This is a genomic window from Reyranella sp., from assembly GCF_965279625.1.
GTDB lineage: Bacteria > Pseudomonadota > Alphaproteobacteria > Reyranellales > Reyranellaceae > Reyranella.
Genome location: NZ_OZ257251.1, coordinates 1,039,546 through 1,058,454, shown reverse-complemented (window position 1 = coordinate 1,058,454; position 18,909 = coordinate 1,039,546). Strand labels below are relative to the sequence as shown.

General features: G+C 66.7%; 16 protein-coding genes. 12 read left to right on the top strand and 4 right to left on the bottom strand.

What is annotated here, in order from left to right; genetic code table 11:
* Positions 1–3 precede the first annotated feature (3 nt).
* Positions 4–972, bottom strand: coding sequence for a Bug family tripartite tricarboxylate transporter substrate binding protein (locus tag ACQY78_RS05080; protein ID WP_428683372.1), 969 nt, complete (start codon positions 970–972; stop codon positions 4–6).
* Between the two features lie 78 nt (positions 973–1,050).
* Positions 1,051–1,572, bottom strand: a complete 522-nt coding sequence (locus ACQY78_RS05075; protein WP_428683370.1) for a hypothetical protein — start codon at positions 1,570–1,572, stop codon at positions 1,051–1,053.
* Positions 1,573–1,704: 132 nt separating this feature from the next.
* Here ACQY78_RS05075 and ACQY78_RS05070 point away from each other — a divergent pair, with 132 nt between their 5' ends.
* The 4 genes from ACQY78_RS05070 to ACQY78_RS05055 all read left to right on the top strand — a co-directional run bounded on the left by ACQY78_RS05070 (position 1,705) and on the right by ACQY78_RS05055 (position 9,325).
* Complete coding sequence (locus tag ACQY78_RS05070; RefSeq protein ID WP_428683368.1) at positions 1,705–4,881, top strand: bifunctional cytochrome P450/NADPH--P450 reductase; 3,177 nt, start codon at positions 1,705–1,707, stop codon at positions 4,879–4,881.
* A gap of 275 nt (positions 4,882–5,156) precedes the next feature.
* A complete protein-coding gene (locus ACQY78_RS05065; RefSeq protein WP_428683366.1) occupies positions 5,157–7,076 on the top strand; it encodes a propionyl-CoA synthetase in 1,920 nt (639 codons plus the stop codon).
* A gap of 85 nt (positions 7,077–7,161) precedes the next feature.
* Positions 7,162–8,676, top strand: coding sequence for a 3-hydroxyacyl-CoA dehydrogenase (locus tag ACQY78_RS05060; RefSeq protein ID WP_428683364.1), 1,515 nt, complete (start codon positions 7,162–7,164; stop codon positions 8,674–8,676).
* Between the two features lie 79 nt (positions 8,677–8,755).
* Positions 8,756–9,325 carry a hypothetical protein gene (locus ACQY78_RS05055; RefSeq protein ID WP_428683362.1) on the top strand — a complete coding sequence of 190 codons (570 nt, stop codon included), beginning with the start codon at positions 8,756–8,758 and terminating at the stop codon, positions 9,323–9,325.
* A 24-nt stretch (positions 9,326–9,349) separates the two neighbouring features.
* Here the strand turns inward: ACQY78_RS05055 and map are convergent, their stop codons facing one another.
* Positions 9,350–10,096, bottom strand: a complete 747-nt coding sequence (gene map, locus ACQY78_RS05050) for a type I methionyl aminopeptidase (RefSeq protein WP_428683360.1) — start codon at positions 10,094–10,096, stop codon at positions 9,350–9,352.
* A gap of 131 nt (positions 10,097–10,227) precedes the next feature.
* Here map and ACQY78_RS05045 point away from each other — a divergent pair, with 131 nt between their 5' ends.
* From ACQY78_RS05045 to ACQY78_RS05015, 7 genes are all read left to right on the top strand, one after another.
* On the top strand, positions 10,228–11,367 hold the full coding sequence (locus tag ACQY78_RS05045; RefSeq protein ID WP_428683358.1) for an acyl-CoA dehydrogenase family protein: 1,140 nt from the start codon (positions 10,228–10,230) through the stop codon (positions 11,365–11,367).
* Between the two features lie 153 nt (positions 11,368–11,520).
* A complete protein-coding gene (locus tag ACQY78_RS05040) occupies positions 11,521–12,732 on the top strand; it encodes an acetyl-CoA C-acetyltransferase (RefSeq protein WP_428683356.1) in 1,212 nt (403 codons plus the stop codon).
* Positions 12,733–12,836: 104 nt separating this feature from the next.
* On the top strand, positions 12,837–15,086 hold the full coding sequence (locus ACQY78_RS05035) for a 3-hydroxyacyl-CoA dehydrogenase NAD-binding domain-containing protein (RefSeq protein WP_428683354.1): 2,250 nt from the start codon (positions 12,837–12,839) through the stop codon (positions 15,084–15,086).
* A gap of 119 nt (positions 15,087–15,205) precedes the next feature.
* A complete protein-coding gene (locus tag ACQY78_RS05030; protein ID WP_428683352.1) occupies positions 15,206–15,994 on the top strand; it encodes a 2-keto-4-pentenoate hydratase in 789 nt (262 codons plus the stop codon).
* 26 nt (positions 15,995–16,020) lie between these two features.
* The gene (locus ACQY78_RS05025) at positions 16,021–16,506 is read left to right on the top strand and encodes a cupin domain-containing protein (protein WP_428683350.1); all 486 of its coding nucleotides are present in this window, start codon (positions 16,021–16,023) and stop codon (positions 16,504–16,506) included.
* 26 nt (positions 16,507–16,532) lie between these two features.
* The gene (locus ACQY78_RS05020) at positions 16,533–17,321 is read left to right on the top strand and encodes a 2-keto-4-pentenoate hydratase (RefSeq protein WP_428683348.1); all 789 of its coding nucleotides are present in this window, start codon (positions 16,533–16,535) and stop codon (positions 17,319–17,321) included.
* Positions 17,322–17,330: 9 nt separating this feature from the next.
* Complete coding sequence (locus tag ACQY78_RS05015) at positions 17,331–17,753, top strand: hypothetical protein (RefSeq protein WP_428683347.1); 423 nt, start codon at positions 17,331–17,333, stop codon at positions 17,751–17,753.
* Between the two features lie 11 nt (positions 17,754–17,764).
* Here ACQY78_RS05015 and ACQY78_RS05010 read toward each other — a convergent pair whose 3' ends face one another.
* Positions 17,765–18,136 (bottom strand): hypothetical protein, encoded by a 372-nt coding sequence (locus ACQY78_RS05010; protein WP_428683345.1) that lies wholly within the window; start codon positions 18,134–18,136, stop codon positions 17,765–17,767.
* A gap of 94 nt (positions 18,137–18,230) precedes the next feature.
* Here ACQY78_RS05010 and ACQY78_RS05005 point away from each other — a divergent pair, with 94 nt between their 5' ends.
* A complete protein-coding gene (locus tag ACQY78_RS05005; RefSeq protein WP_428683343.1) occupies positions 18,231–18,890 on the top strand; it encodes a 2'-5' RNA ligase family protein in 660 nt (219 codons plus the stop codon).
* Positions 18,891–18,909 lie beyond the last annotated feature (19 nt).

The following is an 18,909-nucleotide window of genomic DNA, read 5'->3' as shown; positions in this document are numbered from 1 at the left end:
CGCCTATTCCAGCTTGATATCCAGGTCTTTCAGCAGCTGCGCGAAATAGATCTGGTCTTCACGCACCTGCCGCGCGAAGTCGACGTTGGATTGATGTTCTACGTTCTGCGCCACCAGCAGCAATTTCTCCTTCATGTCCGGTAAGGCAGCCGCCTGCGCCGCCGCATCCGACAGGCGTTTCAGGATGGGCTCCGGTGTGCCCTTCGGCGCGAAGAGACCGAACCAGCTGCGGGCCCGGAAGCCCTTGAGATCGAGGCCGATCTCCGTCGCGGTGGGTGTGTTCGGCAGGTCGGGCAGGCGCGCCGGCTGATCGACGAAAGCGGCGAATACCTTGCCGGCCTTGGCGTAGGGCACGAAGGAGGGATCGAAGACCATCTGGATGCGGCCGTCGAACACGTCGCCGGTGGCATCCACGATGGTCTTGTAGGGCGAGTGCTGCATCTGGATGCCGGCGGCCCGCGTCAGCACTTCGCCGGTGAGATGGGTGATGGTGCCGAGGCCGGAGGAGCCGAACCAGTATTTGCCCGGGTTGGCTTTCGCCAGCGCCACGAACTCGACCCAGCTCCGGGCGCCCAGCGCATTGGTGAGGGTGACGACCAGGATCGGGGTCGAAAGGCGGGCGACGGCCACGAGGTCGTCCGGATTGTAGGGCACCTTCCGCGCGGCCGGCGTGATGGCCATGATCGCGGTCGGCGACAGCAGCAGCGTGTAGCCATCGGCCGGTGCCGTCGCGACCATCTGTGCGCCGACGCCGCCCGAAGCGCCGGGCTTGTCCTCCACGATGATCTGCTGGCCGAGCGATGCGCTCATCTTCTCGGCATAGAGGCGCGCCACCTGGTCGGCCGAGCCGCCCGGCCCGTAGGGCACGATCAGGCGGATCGGCTTGGCGGGCCAGTTCGTCGATTGAGCAAGCACACGCGTCGACGCCAGCGCGGCAAGCCCGCCCAGCGTCACCTCACGGCGACCGACCATCGTTCCCTCCCAGGAACACTTTGTTGCCGAGAGGATAGCGGGAAGCGGGGAGGGGCGACAGACCCGTTGGCGCGCCGCCTATTGGACCAGCGCGAAGGAGTCGAGGAACTGGCGGGTCGCGGGCTGGGTCTCGATGCCGGCCTTGCCGTCCACCACGAGCGAGAACAGGCGACCGCGCGCCCAGTAGGTGCGGGTGACGGCGACGTTGCCGTTGCCCTGGACGACCGTGTATTCGCGGCCCTCGACCCGGCCCAACTGCAGCTTCTTCTCGTCTCGGTAGGAGCCGCCGGCCGCCGCGCCGTCGCGGACCTTGGTCAGGATCACGTCGGCGGCGGCGCCTTTCGTGATGGCGGGCGGATAGTCGACATAGGAAGCGATGTAGGCGACCCGCGAGACGACCGAGGTCGCTTCCGTCATCGGCACGGTGTTTCCGTTGCCGATCGGCACCTGGACGATGGCGATCTTCGGCAGCGCCGGCAGGTCGACCCGGAAACGCCCGCCCTCGGGCTTGTATTCCATCCAGCCCTGGGCGCGGGCCCCCTCCGGCAGCAAGGCCGTCGCGCCGCCTGCCATCAGCAATGCCAGGAAATGTCTACGCATCGAAATTCTCCGCTCCCGCAGTTCAGCACAGGAATACGTCGACAAGGTTTGAGGGGACAGGCCATTTTATGCCAGTCGCGTCGTCGGCCCTGCGGTCTTGGGAACTCCAACTTTGTCTGAAGGCATCACATCATGTCGCTGAATGAGCCGGTTCCCCAACCGCCCCTCAAGCCGATCGTCGGCAACCTCACGGAACTGCAGGGCGGCTGCCCGATCCAGAGCCTGATGGCGCTCGCCCGCACCTACGGGCCGTTCTTCAAGCTCACGATCATGGATCACGACGTCCATGTCGCGAGTTCACAGGAGCTGGTCAACGAACTGTGCGACGAGACGCGGTTCGGCAAGCGTATCCAGGGGGCGTTGAAGGAGATCCGGGCGGTTGCCGGCGACGGGCTGTTCACCGCCTATGGCCACGAGCCCAACTGGGCCAAGGCGCATCGCATCCTGGTCCCGGCCTTCGGGCCGATCGCCATCCGCGGCATGTTCGACAGGATGCTCGACATCGCCGACCAGATGTTCGTGCGCTGGGAGCGGTTCGGCCCGAGCGCCGTCATCGAGGTCGCCGACAACATGACGCGGCTCACGCTCGACACGATCGCTCTCTGTGCCTTCGACTACCGCTTCAACAGCTTCTACCAGGACGACATGCATCCCTTCGTGTCCGCCATGGTGGGAACGCTGCAGGAAGCCTCGAACCGCGCGCGGCGGCCGAAGCTGCTGAGCAGCCTCATGCTGTCCAAGGCGCGCCAGTTCCAGGTCGACAAGGAGATGATGGACAAGGTCGCGCGCGACCTCATCGCCGAGCGCCGGCGCGATCCGAAGGGCAACGAGAAGAACGACCTGCTCAATCTGATGCTCAACGGCGTCGATCCCGTCACCAGCGAGAAGCTGAGCGACGAGAACATCGGCTATCAGATGATCACCTTCCTGATCGCCGGCCACGAGACCACGAGCGGGCTTCTGTCCTTCGCGACCTATCTGCTGCTCAAGAATCCCGACGTGCTGCAGAAGGCACGGGCCCTCGTCGACGAGGTGCTGGGCGAGGAGACACCGCGGGTCGAGCATCTCGCGCAGCTGCGCTACATCGAGCAGATCCTGATGGAGGCGCTGCGCATCTGGCCGACCGCCTCGGTGTTCTCCGTCAGCCCGCACAAGGACACGGTGCTGGCCGGCAAGTACCCGCTCACGACCAAGGACATCGTGATGGTCCTGGAGCCGATGCTGCATCGCGACCCCAAGGTCTGGGGCGACGACGTGGAGGCCTTCAGGCCCGAGCGCTTCGCGCCCGAGAATGCCAGCCAGTTGCCGCCGAATGCCTGGAAGCCCTTTGGCAATGGCGCGCGGGCCTGCATCGGCCGGCCCTTTGCCATGCAGGAAGCCCAGCTCGTGCTCATCCTGATGCTGCAGCGCTTCGATTTCGTGCTCGACGATCCGTCCTACACGCTGAAGATCCATGAGACGCTGACGCTCAAGCCCGAGGGGCTGCGCATCCGTGCGCGGGCGCGCCGGACGGGGACCTCGCTGCGGCGCAGTGCCGTGCCATCGACGCCGCAGAAGGCGCTGACGCCGCAGCCCGCACACCGCCCCGCCTCGGATGCGGCTGCCACGCCGCTGCTGATCCTCTATGGCAGCAATACCGGCTCGTCGGAGGCCTTCGCCAACCGCATCGCCGACGAGGCGCCGGCCAATGGCTTCGCGCCGACCGTGGCGGCGATGGACGACTATGCAGCCAACCTGCCGCGCGAGGGCGCGATCGTCGTGGTCACGGCGTCCTACGAAGGCCAGCCGCCCGACAATGCCCGCCAGTTCGTCTCCGCTGTCGAAGCCCTGCAGGAGGGCGCGCTGACCGGCGCGCGCTTCGCGGTGTTCGGCTGCGGCAATCGGCAATGGGCGCGCACCTATCAGGCGATCCCCAAGCGGGTCGATGCCGCTCTCGCCCGGGCCGGCGCCAGGCGGCTCGCCGAGCGCGGCGAGACAGATTCCGGTGGCGACTTCTTCGGCGCCTTCGACGAATGGTGGGCGGGCTTCCTGCCGCGGCTGCGCGAGGCGCTGGGCAAGGACGCCGCCGCCGCGCCGGCGGCATCCGGTCTGCAGGTCGAGTACGTCAAGGACGGTCGCGAGGGCGCGTTGCGGCTGGGCGATCTGCAACGCGGCAGCGTGGTCGAGAACCGCGAACTGGTGGACATGAGTGCGCCCAACGCGCGCTCGAAGCGGCATCTAGAATTCTCGCTGCCGGGCGGGATGACGTATCGGGCGGGCGACTATCTGGCCGTTCTGGCGACGAACCCGCAGGAGCTGGTCGATCGCGTGCTGCGTCGCTTCGGTCTGGCGCGCGACACCCTCGTCGTCCTTCGGCGTGATGGCGCGGCCAGCCTGCCGATCGGCCGTACGGTCAGCTGCGGCGAGCTGCTCTCCAACTACGTGGAACTGGCGCAGCCCGCGACTCGCGCCCAGGTGGCCGCGCTTGCCGCGGCAACGCCCTGTCCGCCCGAGCAGGCCGAGCTTGAGGCCATGGCGGGCGAGGCTTACGCCACATCGGTGCTCAAGCCGCGGTGCAGCGTCCTCGATCTGCTCGACCGCTTCCAGTCTTGTGCGCTGGGCTTCGGTCCTTATCTCGACATGCTACCGCCCATGCGGGCGCGGCAGTACTCGATCTCCTCGTCGCCGCTGTGGAAGCCCGATCATGTCACTCTGACCGTCGCCGTGGTCGACGCGCCGGCCTATTCGGGAACCGGCACCTTCCGCGGCGTGGCCTCGTCCTACCTGGCGCATCTGCAGCCGGGCGACCGCATCTCGCTCGCGGTGCGTCCGTCAAATGCCCGTTTCCATCCGCCGGCCGATCCCCGGACTCCGCTCATTATGATCTGCGCCGGCTCGGGCATCGCGCCGTTCCGCGGCTTCCTGCAGGAGCGCGCCGCGCAGAAGGAAGGCGGCCAGGACGTCGGGCCGGCCTTGCTGTTCTTCGGCACCAACCATGCCCACGTCGACTATCTCTATCGCGACGAACTCGAGCGCTGGGAGGCGGCGGGCGTCGTCACGGTGCTGCCTGCCTTTTCGCTGCAGCCGCGCGGCGAGATTTCATTCGTGCAGCATCGGGTCTGGGAAGAGCGCGCCCGCATCGTGGAACTGTTCCAGCGGGGCGGCAGCGTCTTCGTCTGCGGCGACGGGCAGCACATGGCGCCGGGCGTCCGCGAAACGCTGGTGCGAATCTATCGCGAGGCATCGGGCGTCAGCGAGGCCGACGCGCAGAAGTGGGTGGAGGCCGTCGAGCACGAGCACGGGCGCTACGTTTCCGACGTCTTCGCCTGAGCCCCGGCGGGGCAGGGCTATCGCATATGGCCTGGAGGGGCCGGAATCGTTGGCGTTCCCAAGAAGGTGAAAGGTCCCTCACTTCGTTCGGGATGACAATTTTGTTGGGATTTGGCGCAGTGCGCTGATCAAACAAGCGCTGTCATCCCGAACGTCGTGAGGGACCTTTACCTCACATGCGATGGCCCCTCCCTGAGAGTCGGGCGCACATAACCACATTGCGACAGGCCGGGGCCGGGGCTAAGCCAGGGACGGAAACGCAAAGGATGCCGGTCATGGCTGTTGGCGACAAATATCGTGCGCTGCATGCGCGGTCGCTCCAGGATCCCGAGGGATTCTGGGCCGAGCAGGCGGCGGCGATCGACTGGACGAAGCGCTGGGACAAGGTGCTCGACGCGACGAAGCCGCCTTTCTATCGCTGGTTCGAGGGCGGCGAGCTCAACGCCTGCCACAATGCGCTCGACCGCCATGTCGACGGTGCCAGTGGGACAAATAGGGCCGAGCAGGCGGCGCTGATCTACGATTCGCCGCTCACCAATACCAAGAAGACCTTCACCTATCGCGAGTTGCGCGACCAGGTGGCGCGCATCGCCGGGATGATCGCGGCGCAGGGCGTGGGCAAGGGCGATCGCGTCATCCTCTACATGCCGATGATCCCCGAAGCGGTGATGGCGATGCTCGCCTGCGCGCGGCTGGGCGCGATCCATTCGGTGGTGTTCGGCGGCTTCGCGGCCAAGGAACTGTCGAGCCGCATCGACGACTGCGCGCCGAAGCTGATCCTTACCGCGTCGTGCGGCATCGAGCCGTCGCGCATCGTTCATTACAAGCCGCTGGTCGACCAGGCGATCGAGCAGGCGACGCACAAGGTGCCGCGGGTCATCCTGCTGCAGCGGCCGCAATGTGCCGCGACGATGGTGCCCGGGCGCGACCTCGACTGGAACGAGGCGCTCGCCACCGCGCAGCCCGCTCCTTGCGTGCCGGTGAAGGCCACCGATCCACTCTACATCCTCTACACGTCGGGCACGACCGGGCAGCCGAAGGGCGTGGTGCGCGACACCGGCGGCTACTGCGTGGCGCTCGCCTGGTCGATGAAGAACCTCTACGGCGTCGAGCCGGGTGAAGTGTACTGGTGCGCCTCGGACGTGGGCTGGGTCGTGGGCCACAGCTACATCGTCTACGGGCCGCTGATCCACGGCGCGACCTCTATCCTCTACGAGGGCAAGCCGGTCGGCACGCCCGACGCCGGCGCCTTCTGGCGCGTGATCTCCGAGCACAAGGCGATGGCGCTGTTCACCGCGCCGACGGCCTTCCGCGCGATCAAGCGCGAGGATCCCGACGGCAAGCTTCTCGGGCAGTACGACCTCTCGAACTTCCGCACCTTGTTCCTGGCGGGCGAGCGCGGCGATCCGCCGACCGTCGAATGGGCGCAGAAGCTCTTAGGCGTGCCGGTGGTCGATCACTGGTGGCAGACCGAGACCGGCTGGGCGATCTGCGGCAACTTCCAGGGCCTCGACCCGATGCCGGTGAAGCTCGGCTCGACCTCGGTGCCGTCGCCGGGCTGGCATCTCGACGTGCTCGACGAGAACGGCCATCCGATGAAGCCGGGCGAAGTCGGCGCACTGGCCGGCAAGCTGCCCTTGCCGCCGGGAACCTTCCCGACGCTGTGGAACGCCGACGAGCGCTACAAGCAGAGCTACATGAGCGAGTTCCCCGGCTACTACAAAACCGGCGATGCCGGCTTCATCGACCCGGACGGCTACGTCTCGGTGATGACGCGCGTGGACGACGTGATCAACGTCGCCGGTCATCGCCTCTCGACCGGACAGATCGAGGAAGTGCTGGGCGCGCACAACGATGTCGCCGAATGCGCGGTGATCGGCATCGCCGACGATCTGAAGGGGCAGGTGCCGCTGGGCTTCCTGGTGCTGAAGGCCGGCGTCAACCGGCCGCCGCAAGAGATCACCGCTGAGGTCGTGCAGATGGTGCGCGACCGCATCGGTCCGGTCGCCTTCTTCAAGAGCGCGCTGGTCGTGCAGCGGCTGCCCAAGACTCGCTCGGGCAAGATCCTGCGCGGCACCATGCAGAAGATGGCCGACAGCCAGCCATGGACCCTGCCGGCCACGATCGAGGATCCGGTCGTGCTGGAAGAAATCAACGACGGCCTGAAGGGCGCGGGGTTCGCAAACAAATCATAGGAGCGCGCCACTCCAGTGGCGCTCATGAGTGAAGGGAAGATGCGCCACTGGAGTGGCGCGCTCCAAAGGCAAGAAGGACAGACGAATGACTCTCGATATCAACCGCCCCGATCTCACCGTTGGCGTCGTGGGAACCGGCGCCATGGGCCGCGGCATCGCCCAGGTCACCGCGCAGGGCGGCATGAAGGCGATCATGTATGACGCGGCCCCCGGTGGTGCGGCGAAGGCCAGGGCGGCGATCCTCGACACGCTCAAGGGTCTGGTCGCCAAGGGCCGTTTGACCGATGCCGACCTGGCGAAGGCCGACGACAATCTCGGCGTCGCCGAGAAGATCGAGGACCTGAAGGCCTGCCACGTCGTCGTCGAGGCGGTGTTCGAGAATCTCGAAGTGAAGCAGAAGCTGTTCGGCGAACTCGAGGCGGTGATCGCGCCCGACGCCATCCTGGCCTCCAACACCTCGTCGATCCGCATCGCCTCGATCGCGCGCGCGCTCAAGCATCGCGACCGCGTCTGCGGCATGCACTACTTCAATCCCGTGCCGCTGATGAAGCTGGTCGAGGTCATCCGCGCCGCCGACACCGCGCAGTGGGTGGTCGACGTCATGGTCGCGCTGGGCAAGCGCCAGACCCGCGTGCCGGTCGTCGTGGGCGACACGCCGGGCTTCCTGGTCAATCTCGGCGGCACCGCGATCGGCACCGAAGGCCTGCGCATCATGCAGGAGGGAAGGGCGACGCCGTCGCAGGTCGACGCCGTGATGCGCGATACCTGTGGCTTCCGCATGGGCCCGTTCGAGCTGATGGACCTAACCGGCATCGACGTGAACTTCCCGGCGCGCAAGATCATCTACGAGGGCTTCTTCCACGACCGGCGCATGACGCCGAGCCCCTATCACGAGAGCCTCTATGCGGCGGGCAAGCTCGGCCGCAAGACCGGCGGCGGCTGGTACGGCTACGACGAGAAGGGCGCGAAGATCGACGCCGGTGCCGATCATCCGACCTCGCACGTGCCGGCGTCGAGCGTCGTCATCATGGACACGCACAACACCAAGCTGATGGGCCTGGTGAGTGCCGACGGCGCCAAGATGCTGGCGGCCGACGACGGCAAGAGCCCGATCCTGGTGGCGCCGATCGGCAAGGACTGCACCACGACGGCGATCGAGCTGGGCCTCGACCCCAAGCGCACCGTGGCGGTCGACCTGACCGGCGACGTGTCCAAGCGCATCACGATCATGATGGCGCCGGGCTTCGATCCGGCGATCCGCGACGCCACCGTGGCGCTGCTCGCCAAGTCCGGCACCAAGGTGACGGTGATCAAGGACTCGCCCGGCTTCATCGCCCAGCGTGTGTGCGCGATGATCGCCAACCTGGGCTGCGAGATGGCCATGATCGGCATCGCTTCGGCGGCCGATGTCGACACGGCGATGACGCTCGGCCTCAACTATCCGCGCGGGCCGCTGGCGCTGGCCGACTGGATGGGCGTCAAGGAGTGCCACGAGATCCTGGTGCAGATCCAGGCGATCACCGGCGACGACCGCTATCGCCCCAGCCAGTGGCTGCGCCGCCGCGCGATGCTGGGCCTCAGCGCCACCACGGTCGAATAGGGCCGGTCGAAGAGCGATCGTCGGGAACAGTGTCGTGCAACCACCGTTCACTCCCCTGCAGCCTTTGCAGGGGAACCCGATGACGAAGCGGAGCAAGTGGACGGCGGTTGGTCTGGCCGCGCTGGTATGCCTGACGGGCGGAGCGCTGCAGGCGCAGCCGCTCAAGAACGAGAACCTGCTCGTGGGCATGCCGCAGGGCTTCAAGCTCGGCTTCAAGGACTCGAAGAACGGCATGAACATGCAGGAGTTCATCCCGGCCGGCGAGACGGTGCAGGACTGGACGGAGATGGTCACCGTCCAAGTGTTCCTCAGCCGAAAGGATCTGCAACCCGCACCGTTCCTCGGCGCGATGCAGCAACAGTGGGCAGGCTCCTGCAAGGGCAGCTCTGCCACGCCGATCGCGACCGGCAAGGTGAACGGCTATGACGCCGCCTCGGTGCTGCTGCGGTGTCCGCTGCTGGCGTCGACTGGCAAGCCCGAGACCGCGATCGTGAAGGCGATCAAGGGCAACGACAGCGTCTACGTCGTGCAGCGCGCCGTGCGGTCGGTGCCGTCGCCCGAGCGGTTCGAGACCATGAAGAAGTACATCGAGAGCGTCAGCGTCTGCGATTCGCGCCTGCCGTCGCGTCCCTGTCCAACCGTCAAATAGCGACCGTCAAATAGCGGGCGCCGCTCAGGCGAGCGTCAGGATCAGCGGCCCGCGGCGAGTCGCGACCAGCGTGTGCTCGTACTGCACCGCGGCCTGGTTCAGGGGCGGGCGCAGCGTCCAGCCATCGTCCATTTCTTCGACGTAATCCGCGCCCAGAGACAGGAAGGGCTCAATCGTGAAGACGAGGCCTTCGGTGATCTTCCGGCGGTCGTGCTTCTCGTACCAGGTCGGGATTTCCGACGGCTCGTCGTGCAGCGACCGCCCGATGCCGTGGCTCGCCAGATTGCGGATCAGGCTGTAGCCGTTCTTCTGCGCGAAGGTCTCGATCGACCGGCCGATCTCGTTCAACCGGGCGCCCGGCTTCACGGCCCGGATGCCCGCCCACATGGCGCGCCTTCCATCCTCGCAGAGGCGCTCGATGCGCGGGCTGGTCGGCGGGACGGCGAAGCTCGCGCCGGTATCGCCGAAATAGCCGTCCAGCTCGGCCGAGACGTCGATGTTGATCAGGTCGCCCGCCTTGATGACCGTGTCGTCCGGGATGCCGTGGGCGCAGTCGGGGCCCACCGAAATGCAGGTCGCGCCCGGAAAATCATAGGTGAGTTCCGGCGCCGACCGTGCGCCTTCCTTCTCCAGCAGGGCGCGGCCGAGATCGTCCAGTTCCCTGGTCGTCATGCCGGGCTCCAGCGCCTCGCCCATCGCAGCCAGCGTGCGGGCGACGAGCTTGCCGATGATGCGCAGCTTCTCGAGCTGGTCTTCATTTTCGATGGTCATCGTCACCCTCCTAACCGCCGTTGACGTTTACGTAAAGGTAAACTACCTACCTTGGGCTGGCGGACGAACCGCCGGCGGCTCACAGTCCTCTCAAGAAGACTGACCATACTGATCGTTGGAGGACGACGCTCGTGACCGCTTTGGCCGCGCATTACACGCCTGAACACCAGATGTTCCGTGACACCTGCCGGCGCTTCTTCGAGAAGGAAGTGACCCCGTTCCACATGAAGTGGGAAGAGGAGGGGATTGTGCCGCGCGAGCTCTGGCGCAAGGCGGGCGAGCAGGGGCTTTTAGGCATGACGATGCCCGAGGCCTATGGCGGCGCCGGCGCGGATTTCCTCTACAGCGCCATCATGATCGAGGAGCAGGGACGGGCACTGGCGTCCGGGCCGGCCTTCTCGCTGCACAACGACATCGTGGTTCCCTACCTGCTCCATTACGGCACCGAGGAGCAGAAGAAGAAGTGGATCCCCAAGGCCTGCGCCGGCGAGCTGGTGACGGCCATCGCCATGACCGAGCCGGGCACTGGGTCGGACCTGCAGGCGGTGAAGACCACGGCCGTCATGGATGGCAACCACCTGGTCATCAACGGCTCCAAGACCTTCATCACCAACGGCCAGCTCGCCGACCTGGTGATCGTGGTCGCCAAGACCGATCCCACGCTCGGCGCCAAGGGCACGTCGCTCATCGCCGTCGAGACCAACACCGAGGGCTTCAAGCGCGGCCGCAATCTCGAGAAGATCGGCATGAAGGCGCAGGACACGTCGGAACTGTTCTTCCAGGACGTGCGCGTGCCGGCCGACCATCTTCTGGGTGGACCGGGCATGGGCTTCGTGCAGCTCATGCAGCAGCTGCCGCAGGAGCGGCTGGTCATCGCCATCCAGGCGGTGGCGGCGATCGAGGCGGCGTTAGAGCACACGCTGGCCTATGTGAAGGAGCGCAAGGCGTTCGGAAAGCAGATCATCGATTTCCAGAACACGCGCTTCAAGCTCGCCGAACTCAAGACCAAGGCCCATATCGCGCGGGTCTTCGTCGATGACTGCGTGGCCAAGCACCTCAAGGGCGAACTCGACGTCGCGACCGCGGCGATGGCCAAGTACTGGACGACCGAGCTGCAGTGCGAGCTGATCGACGAGTGCCTGCAGTTCCACGGCGGCTACGGCTACATGTGGGAGTACCCGATCGCCCGCCTCTACGCCGACGCCCGCGTGCAGAAGATCTACGGCGGCACCAACGAGATCATGAAGGAACTCATTGGACGGACGCTCTGACACTTAACCTCATCCTGAGGAGCCGCGCTTTGCGCGGCGTCTCGAAGGATGGGCAACATCAAGACTGGTTCCCACCCTTCGAGACGCCGCGCAAAGCGCGGCTCCTCAGGGTGAGGTCAAAGGGTAATCTGAACTAGCGAATAGGAGACCGACATGACCGACGCATACATTTACGACGCCGTCCGCACCCCGCGCGGCAAGGGCCGCAAGGATGGCTCGCTCCATGAAGTGACGCCGGTGCGCCTGGCCGTCACCGCGCTGCAGGCCCTGCGCGACCGCAACACTCTCGACACGCACCTGGTCGACGACATCGTGCTGGGCTGCGTCATGCCGATCGGCGAGCAGGGCGCCGACATCGCGCGCACCGCGTCGGTGATGGCGGGCTATGCCGAGACCGTGTCGGGCGTGCAGGTCAACCGCTTCTGCGCCTCGGGCCTCGAAGCCACCAACATGGCGGCGGCGCAGGTCATGTCGGGCCAGAGCCAGGCCGCGATCGGCGGCGGCGTCGAGAGCATGAGCCGCGTGCCGATGGGCTCGGACGGCGGCGCCTGGGCGGTCGATCCGGCCGTGGCGATCCCGATGTATTTCGTGCCGCAGGGCGTTTCGGCCGACCTGATCGCCACCAAGTACGGCATGAGCCGCGACGACGTCGACAGCTATGCCGTCGAGTCGCAGAGGCGCGCCAAGGCCGCCTGGGACGCCGGCTACTTCAAGAAGTCGATCGTGCCGGTGCGCGACCAGAACGGCATCGAGCTGCTGGCCCATGACGAGTTCCTGCGTCCGACCACGACCATGCAGACGCTGGCCGCGCTGGAGCCCAGCTTCAAGATGCAGGGCGAGATGATGCCCGGCTTCAACGCGGTGGCGCAGCAGCGCTATCCCGAGGTCGAGAAGATCAATCACGTGCACCATGCCGGCAACTCGTCGGGCATCGTCGACGGCGCCGCCGCGATCCTGGTGGGTTCCAGGGAGTTCGGCGAGAAGGCCGGCCTCAAGCCGCGCGCGCGCATCCGCTCCTTCGCCTCGATCGGGTCGGAGCCGGCGATCATGCTGACCGGCCCGGCGCCGGCCTCGGAGAAGGCGCTGAAGCGCGCCGGCATGTCGGTGGGCGACATCGACCTGTTCGAGCTGAACGAGGCCTTCGCCGCCGTCGTGCTGCGCTACATGCAGATCCTCAAGATGCCGCACGACAAGATCAACGTGAACGGCGGCGCGATCGCCATGGGCCATCCGCTGGGCGCCACCGGCGCGATGATCCTGGGCACGCTGCTCGACGAGCTCGAGCGCCGCAACCTTTCGACCGGCCTCGCCACGCTCTGCGTCGGCGGCGGCATGGGCACCGCCACCATCATCGAGCGCGTATGAGGGCTGGGGGCGCGCGACTCCAGTCGCGCGTCATCGCCGGCCGCAATGGAAGATCGCGCCACTGGAGTGGCGCGCCCCCAGCGAAGAACTGAAGGACTACCACTATGATCAACTACAACGTCGACAGCGACGGCATCGCCACCATCACCTGGGATATGCCGAACCGCGCGATGAACGTGCTGAACGAGGCCTCGATGACGGCCTATGCCGGCGCGCTCAAGAGCGCCCTGAAGGACGAGAAGGTCAAGGGCATCATCATCACGTCGGGCAAGGACAGCTTCATCGCCGGCGCCGATCTCGAGATGATCCTGGGCCTCGACACGTCCGACGCGTCGAAGCTGATGGAGCAGTTCAGCCAGCTGCAGAAGATGTTTCGCCGCCAGGAGACCGGCGGCAAGCCGATCGTGGCGGCGATCAACGGCACGGCGCTGGGCGGCGGCTTCGAGATCTGCCTGGCCACCCACTACCGCATCGCCGCGGCCAACCCGAAGACCAAGGTCGGCCAGCCCGAGGTGAAGATCGGCCTGCTGCCGGGCGGCGGCGGCACGCAGCGCATTCCGCGCCTGATCGGCGTGCAGAACGCCGCGCCCATCCTGCTCGAAGGCAAGGACCTCACGGTCGATGCCGCCAAGAGCCTCGGTCTCATCCACGAGGTCGTGCCGGCGGGCGAGCTGCTGGCCCGCGCCAAGGCCTGGCTGATGGCGCCGGCGACCGAGCAGGTCGTGCCGGAATATGCCGGCAAGGGCGCCAAGGCGATCGACGGCCGTGCCGTGCAGCCGTGGGACCGCAAGGGCTTCAAGACGCCGGGTTTCCCCGGCGGCCAGGTGTGGAGCCCGCCGGGCGTCATGACCTTCATCGGCGGCAGCGCCATGGTGCGCGGCAAGACCAACGGCGTCTATCCGGCGCCGAAGGCGATCCTGAGTTGCGTCTACGAAGGCCTGCAGCTGCCGTTCGACGCCGCGCTCAAGGTCGAAACGCGCTACTTCGTCTCGCTGCTGCGCGATCCGGTCGCCAAGAGCATGATCCGCACGCTGTTCTTCGGGCTGCAGGAAGCCAACAAGCTGGTGCGCCGGCCTAAGGGCGTGCCGAAGCAGGACTACAAGAAGATCGGCGTGCTCGGTGCCGGCCTGATGGGCGCCGGCATCGCCACCGTTTCGGTGCAGGCCGGCCTCGACATCGTGCTGATCGACCGTGACCAGGCGGCGGCCGACAAGGGCAAGGCGCATATCGCCGACGAGCTCGCCAAGCTGGTGAAGCGCAAGCGCTTCGACCAGGCCAAGGCCGACGCGATGCTGGCGAAGGTCACGGCGACGCCGGACTTCGGCGCGCTCAAGGACTGCGACCTCGTCATCGAGGCGGTGTTCGAGAACCGCGAAGTGAAGGCCGAGGCCACCAAGAAGGCCGAGGCCGCGCTGCCGAAGACCGCGGTGTTCGCGTCGAACACCTCGACCCTGCCGATCACCGGCCTCGCCGAAGCCTCGTCGCGGCCGGACCAGTTCATTGGCCTGCACTTCTTCTCGCCGGTCGAGAAGATGCCGCTGGTCGAGATCATCGTCGGCCAGAAGACCTCGCAGGAGACGCTCGCGCGGGCGCTCGACTACGTCCAGAAGATCCGCAAGACGCCGATCGTCGTGAACGACAGCCGCGGCTTCTTCACCTCCCGCGTCTGCGGCGCCTTCATCAGCGAAGGCCATCGCATGCTGAAGGAGGGCATCCCGGCCGCGATGATCGAGAACTGCGCGCGCTACGCCGGCATGCCGGTCGGCCCGCTGTCGCTCAACGACGAGGTCGCCATCGACCTCTCGTGGAAGATCATGGACCAGGCGCGGCGCGACGCCGAGGCTTCCGGCCAGAAATTCGAAGGCGCCGGCACCGAGGACATCCTCGAACTGATGGTCAAGAAGCTGGAGCGCTTCGGCCGCAAGAACGGCAAGGGCTTCTACGAGTATCCGGCCGACGGCAAGAAGCGCCTGTGGCCGGAACTCGAGAAGTACTTCCCGGCCGATCCGGCGCTGCTCTACGGCGAGGGCGAGGACAAGCGCGCCAAGGAGGACGAGATCAAGAAGCGCCTGCTCTACGTGCAGGCGGTCGACACCGCGCGCTGCCTCGAGAGCAACGTGCTGACCAACCCGCAGGACGGCGACGTCGGCTCGATCATGGGCCTGGGCTTCGCGCCGCAGACCGGCGGGGCGATCAGCCTGATCGACCAGGTCGGCATCAAGACGTTCGTCGCCGAGTGCGACGCGTTCGCCAAGAAGTACGGCGCCCAGTTCGAGGTGCCGAAGCTGCTGCGCGACATGGCCGCCAAGGGCGAGAGCTTCTACGGCAAGTACCAGCCGGCGAAGGCGGCCTAGCCGCCAGGCCTGCTCTCATAGTCCTCTCCCCCCGCTTCGCGGGCGGAGAGGAACATGAGCTTTGAACTTGCGTCGCGGGGCAGTAAAAAGCGCGACGCCAGATCAAAGGGAGAAAAGCCGTGGACGCCAAGGAAATCGCCGCACTCGCCGACCGTATCGTCGAAGGCCGCTGCTCGAAGACGACGATGGACTGGCTTGCGGATGCCACGGCGAGCCTCTCCGAGGCCGACGCCTACAAGGTCCAGTTCGCGGTCCACGACAAGCTCGAGGCCGCCGGCTGGAAGCTCGCCGGATGGAAGGTCGCCTTTGCCGTTCCGGCGCAGTACGAGCCCCTGAAGCTCTCGGGCCCGGCCTTTGCCGGCATCTACACCAGCGGCATCAAGCAGAGCGGCGCGGTGTTCGAGAAGGGCTGGCCGCTCAAGGCCGGCGTCGAATGCGAGATGGTCGCGCGCATGGGCAAGGACGTGCCGGCCGGCACGGAATACACCGCCCAGTCGATCCAGGCCTTCGTCTCCAACCTCTACTGCGGCATGGAAGTGGTCGAGAACCGTTACGGCGACGTCTCCAAGCTGGGCGGCCCGGGCCGCATCGCCGATGACGTGCTGCAGGCCGCCTGCATCGTCGGCACCGAGATCAAGGACTGGCAGAAGACGGACTTCGTCAACGTGAAGGGCCGCTCCGAGTTCGAGGGCAAGGAGATCGGCGCCGGTCCCGGCAGCAACGTGATGGGCGGCGCGATGATCTCGCTGGCCTGGCTTGCCAACAGGTTGATCGCCAACGGCAAGCAGCTGAAGGCCGGCGACATGATCCTGACCGGCTCGGTGCACCCGCCGCAGTTCCTGCCGGGCGCCGGCGTCGCCAAGACCGAGTTCGTCGGCCTGGGCGGGACGGAGATCACCGTCAAGTAAGAGAATCCCTGACGGCGGAGGCGGGCATGGTGAAGCCGATCGTGAACCTCGACGGCGTGACGTTCGACGACGTCGAGGAGGACGGTCTCTACACCTCCCGCCGCGCCCGGTTCAGCGACGCGATCGGCGCCCGAAACCTCGGCTACAACCTCACGGTCCTGCCGCCCGCCAAGGCCCAGTGCCCGTTCCACAGCCATCACGGTGAGGAGGAGATGTTCCTCATCCTGGAGGGCGAGGGCGAACTGCGGTTCGGCGACCAGCGCCATCCGATCCGGCGGCACGACGTCATCGCCTGCCCGCCGGGCGGCGCCGACGTGGCGCATCAGATCATCAACACCGGCACGGAGACGATGCGCTATCTCGCCGTGTCGACCCGCGTCCCGGTCGATGCCTGCGAGTATCCGGATTCCGGCAAGATCTCGATCGTCGCCGGCAATGGCAGCGCCACCAGGCTTTGGAAGATGTTCCGCGCCGAGACCACGGTCGATTACTACGACCGGGAAAAGAAGTGACACCACCCGAATCAGGAGGAGTTGCCGTGGACGCCAGGGAAATCGCCGCACTCGCCGAAAGGATCGCCGAGGGAAGGCGTTCGCGGAAGCCGATGGACATTATCGCGGCGACGGCCGGCCTCTCCGAGGCCGATGCCTACAAGGTCCAGTTCGCGGTCCACGATCTCTACGCCGCCGCCGGCGACAAGTTTGCCGGCTGGAAGATCGCGCTGACCCTTCCGACGCAGTACGAGCCGCTGAAGCTCTCGGGCCCGGTCTTTGCCGGCATCTATCAGAGCGGCCTGCGACAGAGCGGTGCGACCTTCGAGAAGGGATGGCCGCTGAAGCCCGGCATCGAGCCCGAGCTGGTGGCGCGCATCTCGAAGGACGCGCCGGCCGGCGGCTCGCCCTATACCGCCGACAGCATCCGTGCCCATGTCGGCGCGCTCCATTGCGGCATGGAGCTGGTCGACAATCGCTACGCCGACGTCACCAGGATGACCGGCCCGGCGCGAATCGCCGACAACGTGCTGCAGGCGGCCCTTGTCGTCGGCACCGAGATCAAGGACTGGCAGACGCTCGACTTCGCCAACCTGAAGGGCCGCTCGACGCTCGACGATAAGGAACTGGCGTCCGGTCCCGGCAGCGCCGTGATGGGCGGCGCGATGATCTCGCTCGCCTGGCTCGCCAACGCGCTCAACAAGCATGGCAAGCACCTGAAGGCGGGTGACCTCGTCCTGACCGGCTCGGTCCATCCACCGGCCTTCTTGCCCAGCGCCGGTGTTGCGAAGACCGAGTTCGAAGGCCTCGGCTCGACGGAAATCACGATCAAGTAGGAGATCGACATGAAGCGGTTCGGAGTTTCGTTCGTCGGCGCGGCTTTGATGTTTGCGTTTCCGGCAGCGGCCCAGACTCCGGCGCCACCGGCTGCCGCCGTGCCCGGCCCGGCGGCGACGCCGTCGGATTACATCCTGCTCACGGTCATCATGCGGCATGACCAGACGATGAACCTCGACGAGATCAACAAGATCCAGGCCGAGCAGGGCTTCTGGGCGAAGTTCCCGCCCGAGGGCATCCAGGTCGAGTCCTGGTACATCGCGATGGGCCTCGGCTATATCGTGACTCTGCGCGTGCCGCCGGCGCGCCTGCGCGAGGTCAACCGTGCGGTGGAGCAGGGTGCGTGGAAGGCGTTCCGCACCGAGTTCTATCCGACCTACGACGCCAAGAAGATCGCCGAGACGCTGCGCGAGCAGGCGACGAAGAAGTAGCGGCGTCGCCGTTACGAGGCGGCCTCGCCCCGTATCAGGAGACGGTCGAGATGCGCCGTTTGGTCTGACCAGCCGCCCGGCGGCCACTGCGCCGAGGGGTCGATCGGTTCGCGCAGGGGCGTGGCGGGGACCTCGTCGCCCTCCAGCATTTCGACGTCGATCCTGAAATCCTCGTCCTGCTCGAAGCCGTACCAGTGCACGAACTCGCCATAGGCCCGGCGACCGTCGCGCAGCCGCAGCACGAATCCCGCCGTACTGTCGTGCATGTCGCCATATGCCCAATACCGTTCGACCCTCTCGATGTCGGCGGGCACGAAGCCGTGGCTCTCGCCGTCGATGACGTCGAGCGCGTGGCCCAATTCGTAGAATCCGCGGATCTGCATCGCTGCATCGTATCAAATGTTTCGAGCTCGGCCCGAGCCCTTGCCTTATCCCCATAGAGAACATAACATGAACATATACTAAGGGAGGAAGGCCGTGGGCGCACATTTCGGGGCGACGATCGAGACATACGGAGAGCGCTATCCGCTCGCCCCGCGGCCGGAGCAGGGCCCCTCGCGCCTGGGCGTGGACCGGCTCCGCCGCCGTCATGCCGGGATGCGTCGCATGCGGCAGAGCTTCACCGACCGTCTGTTCTTCGCGGTCCTGCCGGATGCCGAGACGGCGGAGAGGATCGCCGAGCGCGCCGCTTCCTGGCGGGCCGCGCATGGCCTGACGGGCCGTCTTCTCAAGAGCGCCCACTTCCACGTTGCCCTGGCCTCCGTCCATGAAGGCCATGGCCTGCCGGATGCCAGCGAGATCGACGGCTGGATGGCGCGCGCCAGTGGGATCGTGATGCCGTCCTTTCGCGTCGGGTTCGATCGGCTGACGAGCTTCGCCAATGGTGCGCTCGTGCTCACGGGGGAGGAGGCCACCATCGGCCTCGAGGTGCTGCAGCAGCGCCTGAGCGATGCGCTCGACGACACGCCGCGGCCGGCCCGCCGCTACACGCCGCACGTGACCCTTCTTCATGACGGCCGCCACATCGAGGCAGAGCCGGTCGAGCCCATCGCCTGGACGGTCCGCGAGATCGTGCTCGTCCACAGTTCGATCGGCCAGACGACGCACCGCCACCTGACGCGGCTGGCGCTGGGCTGATCCCCCCACACGGGAAGAC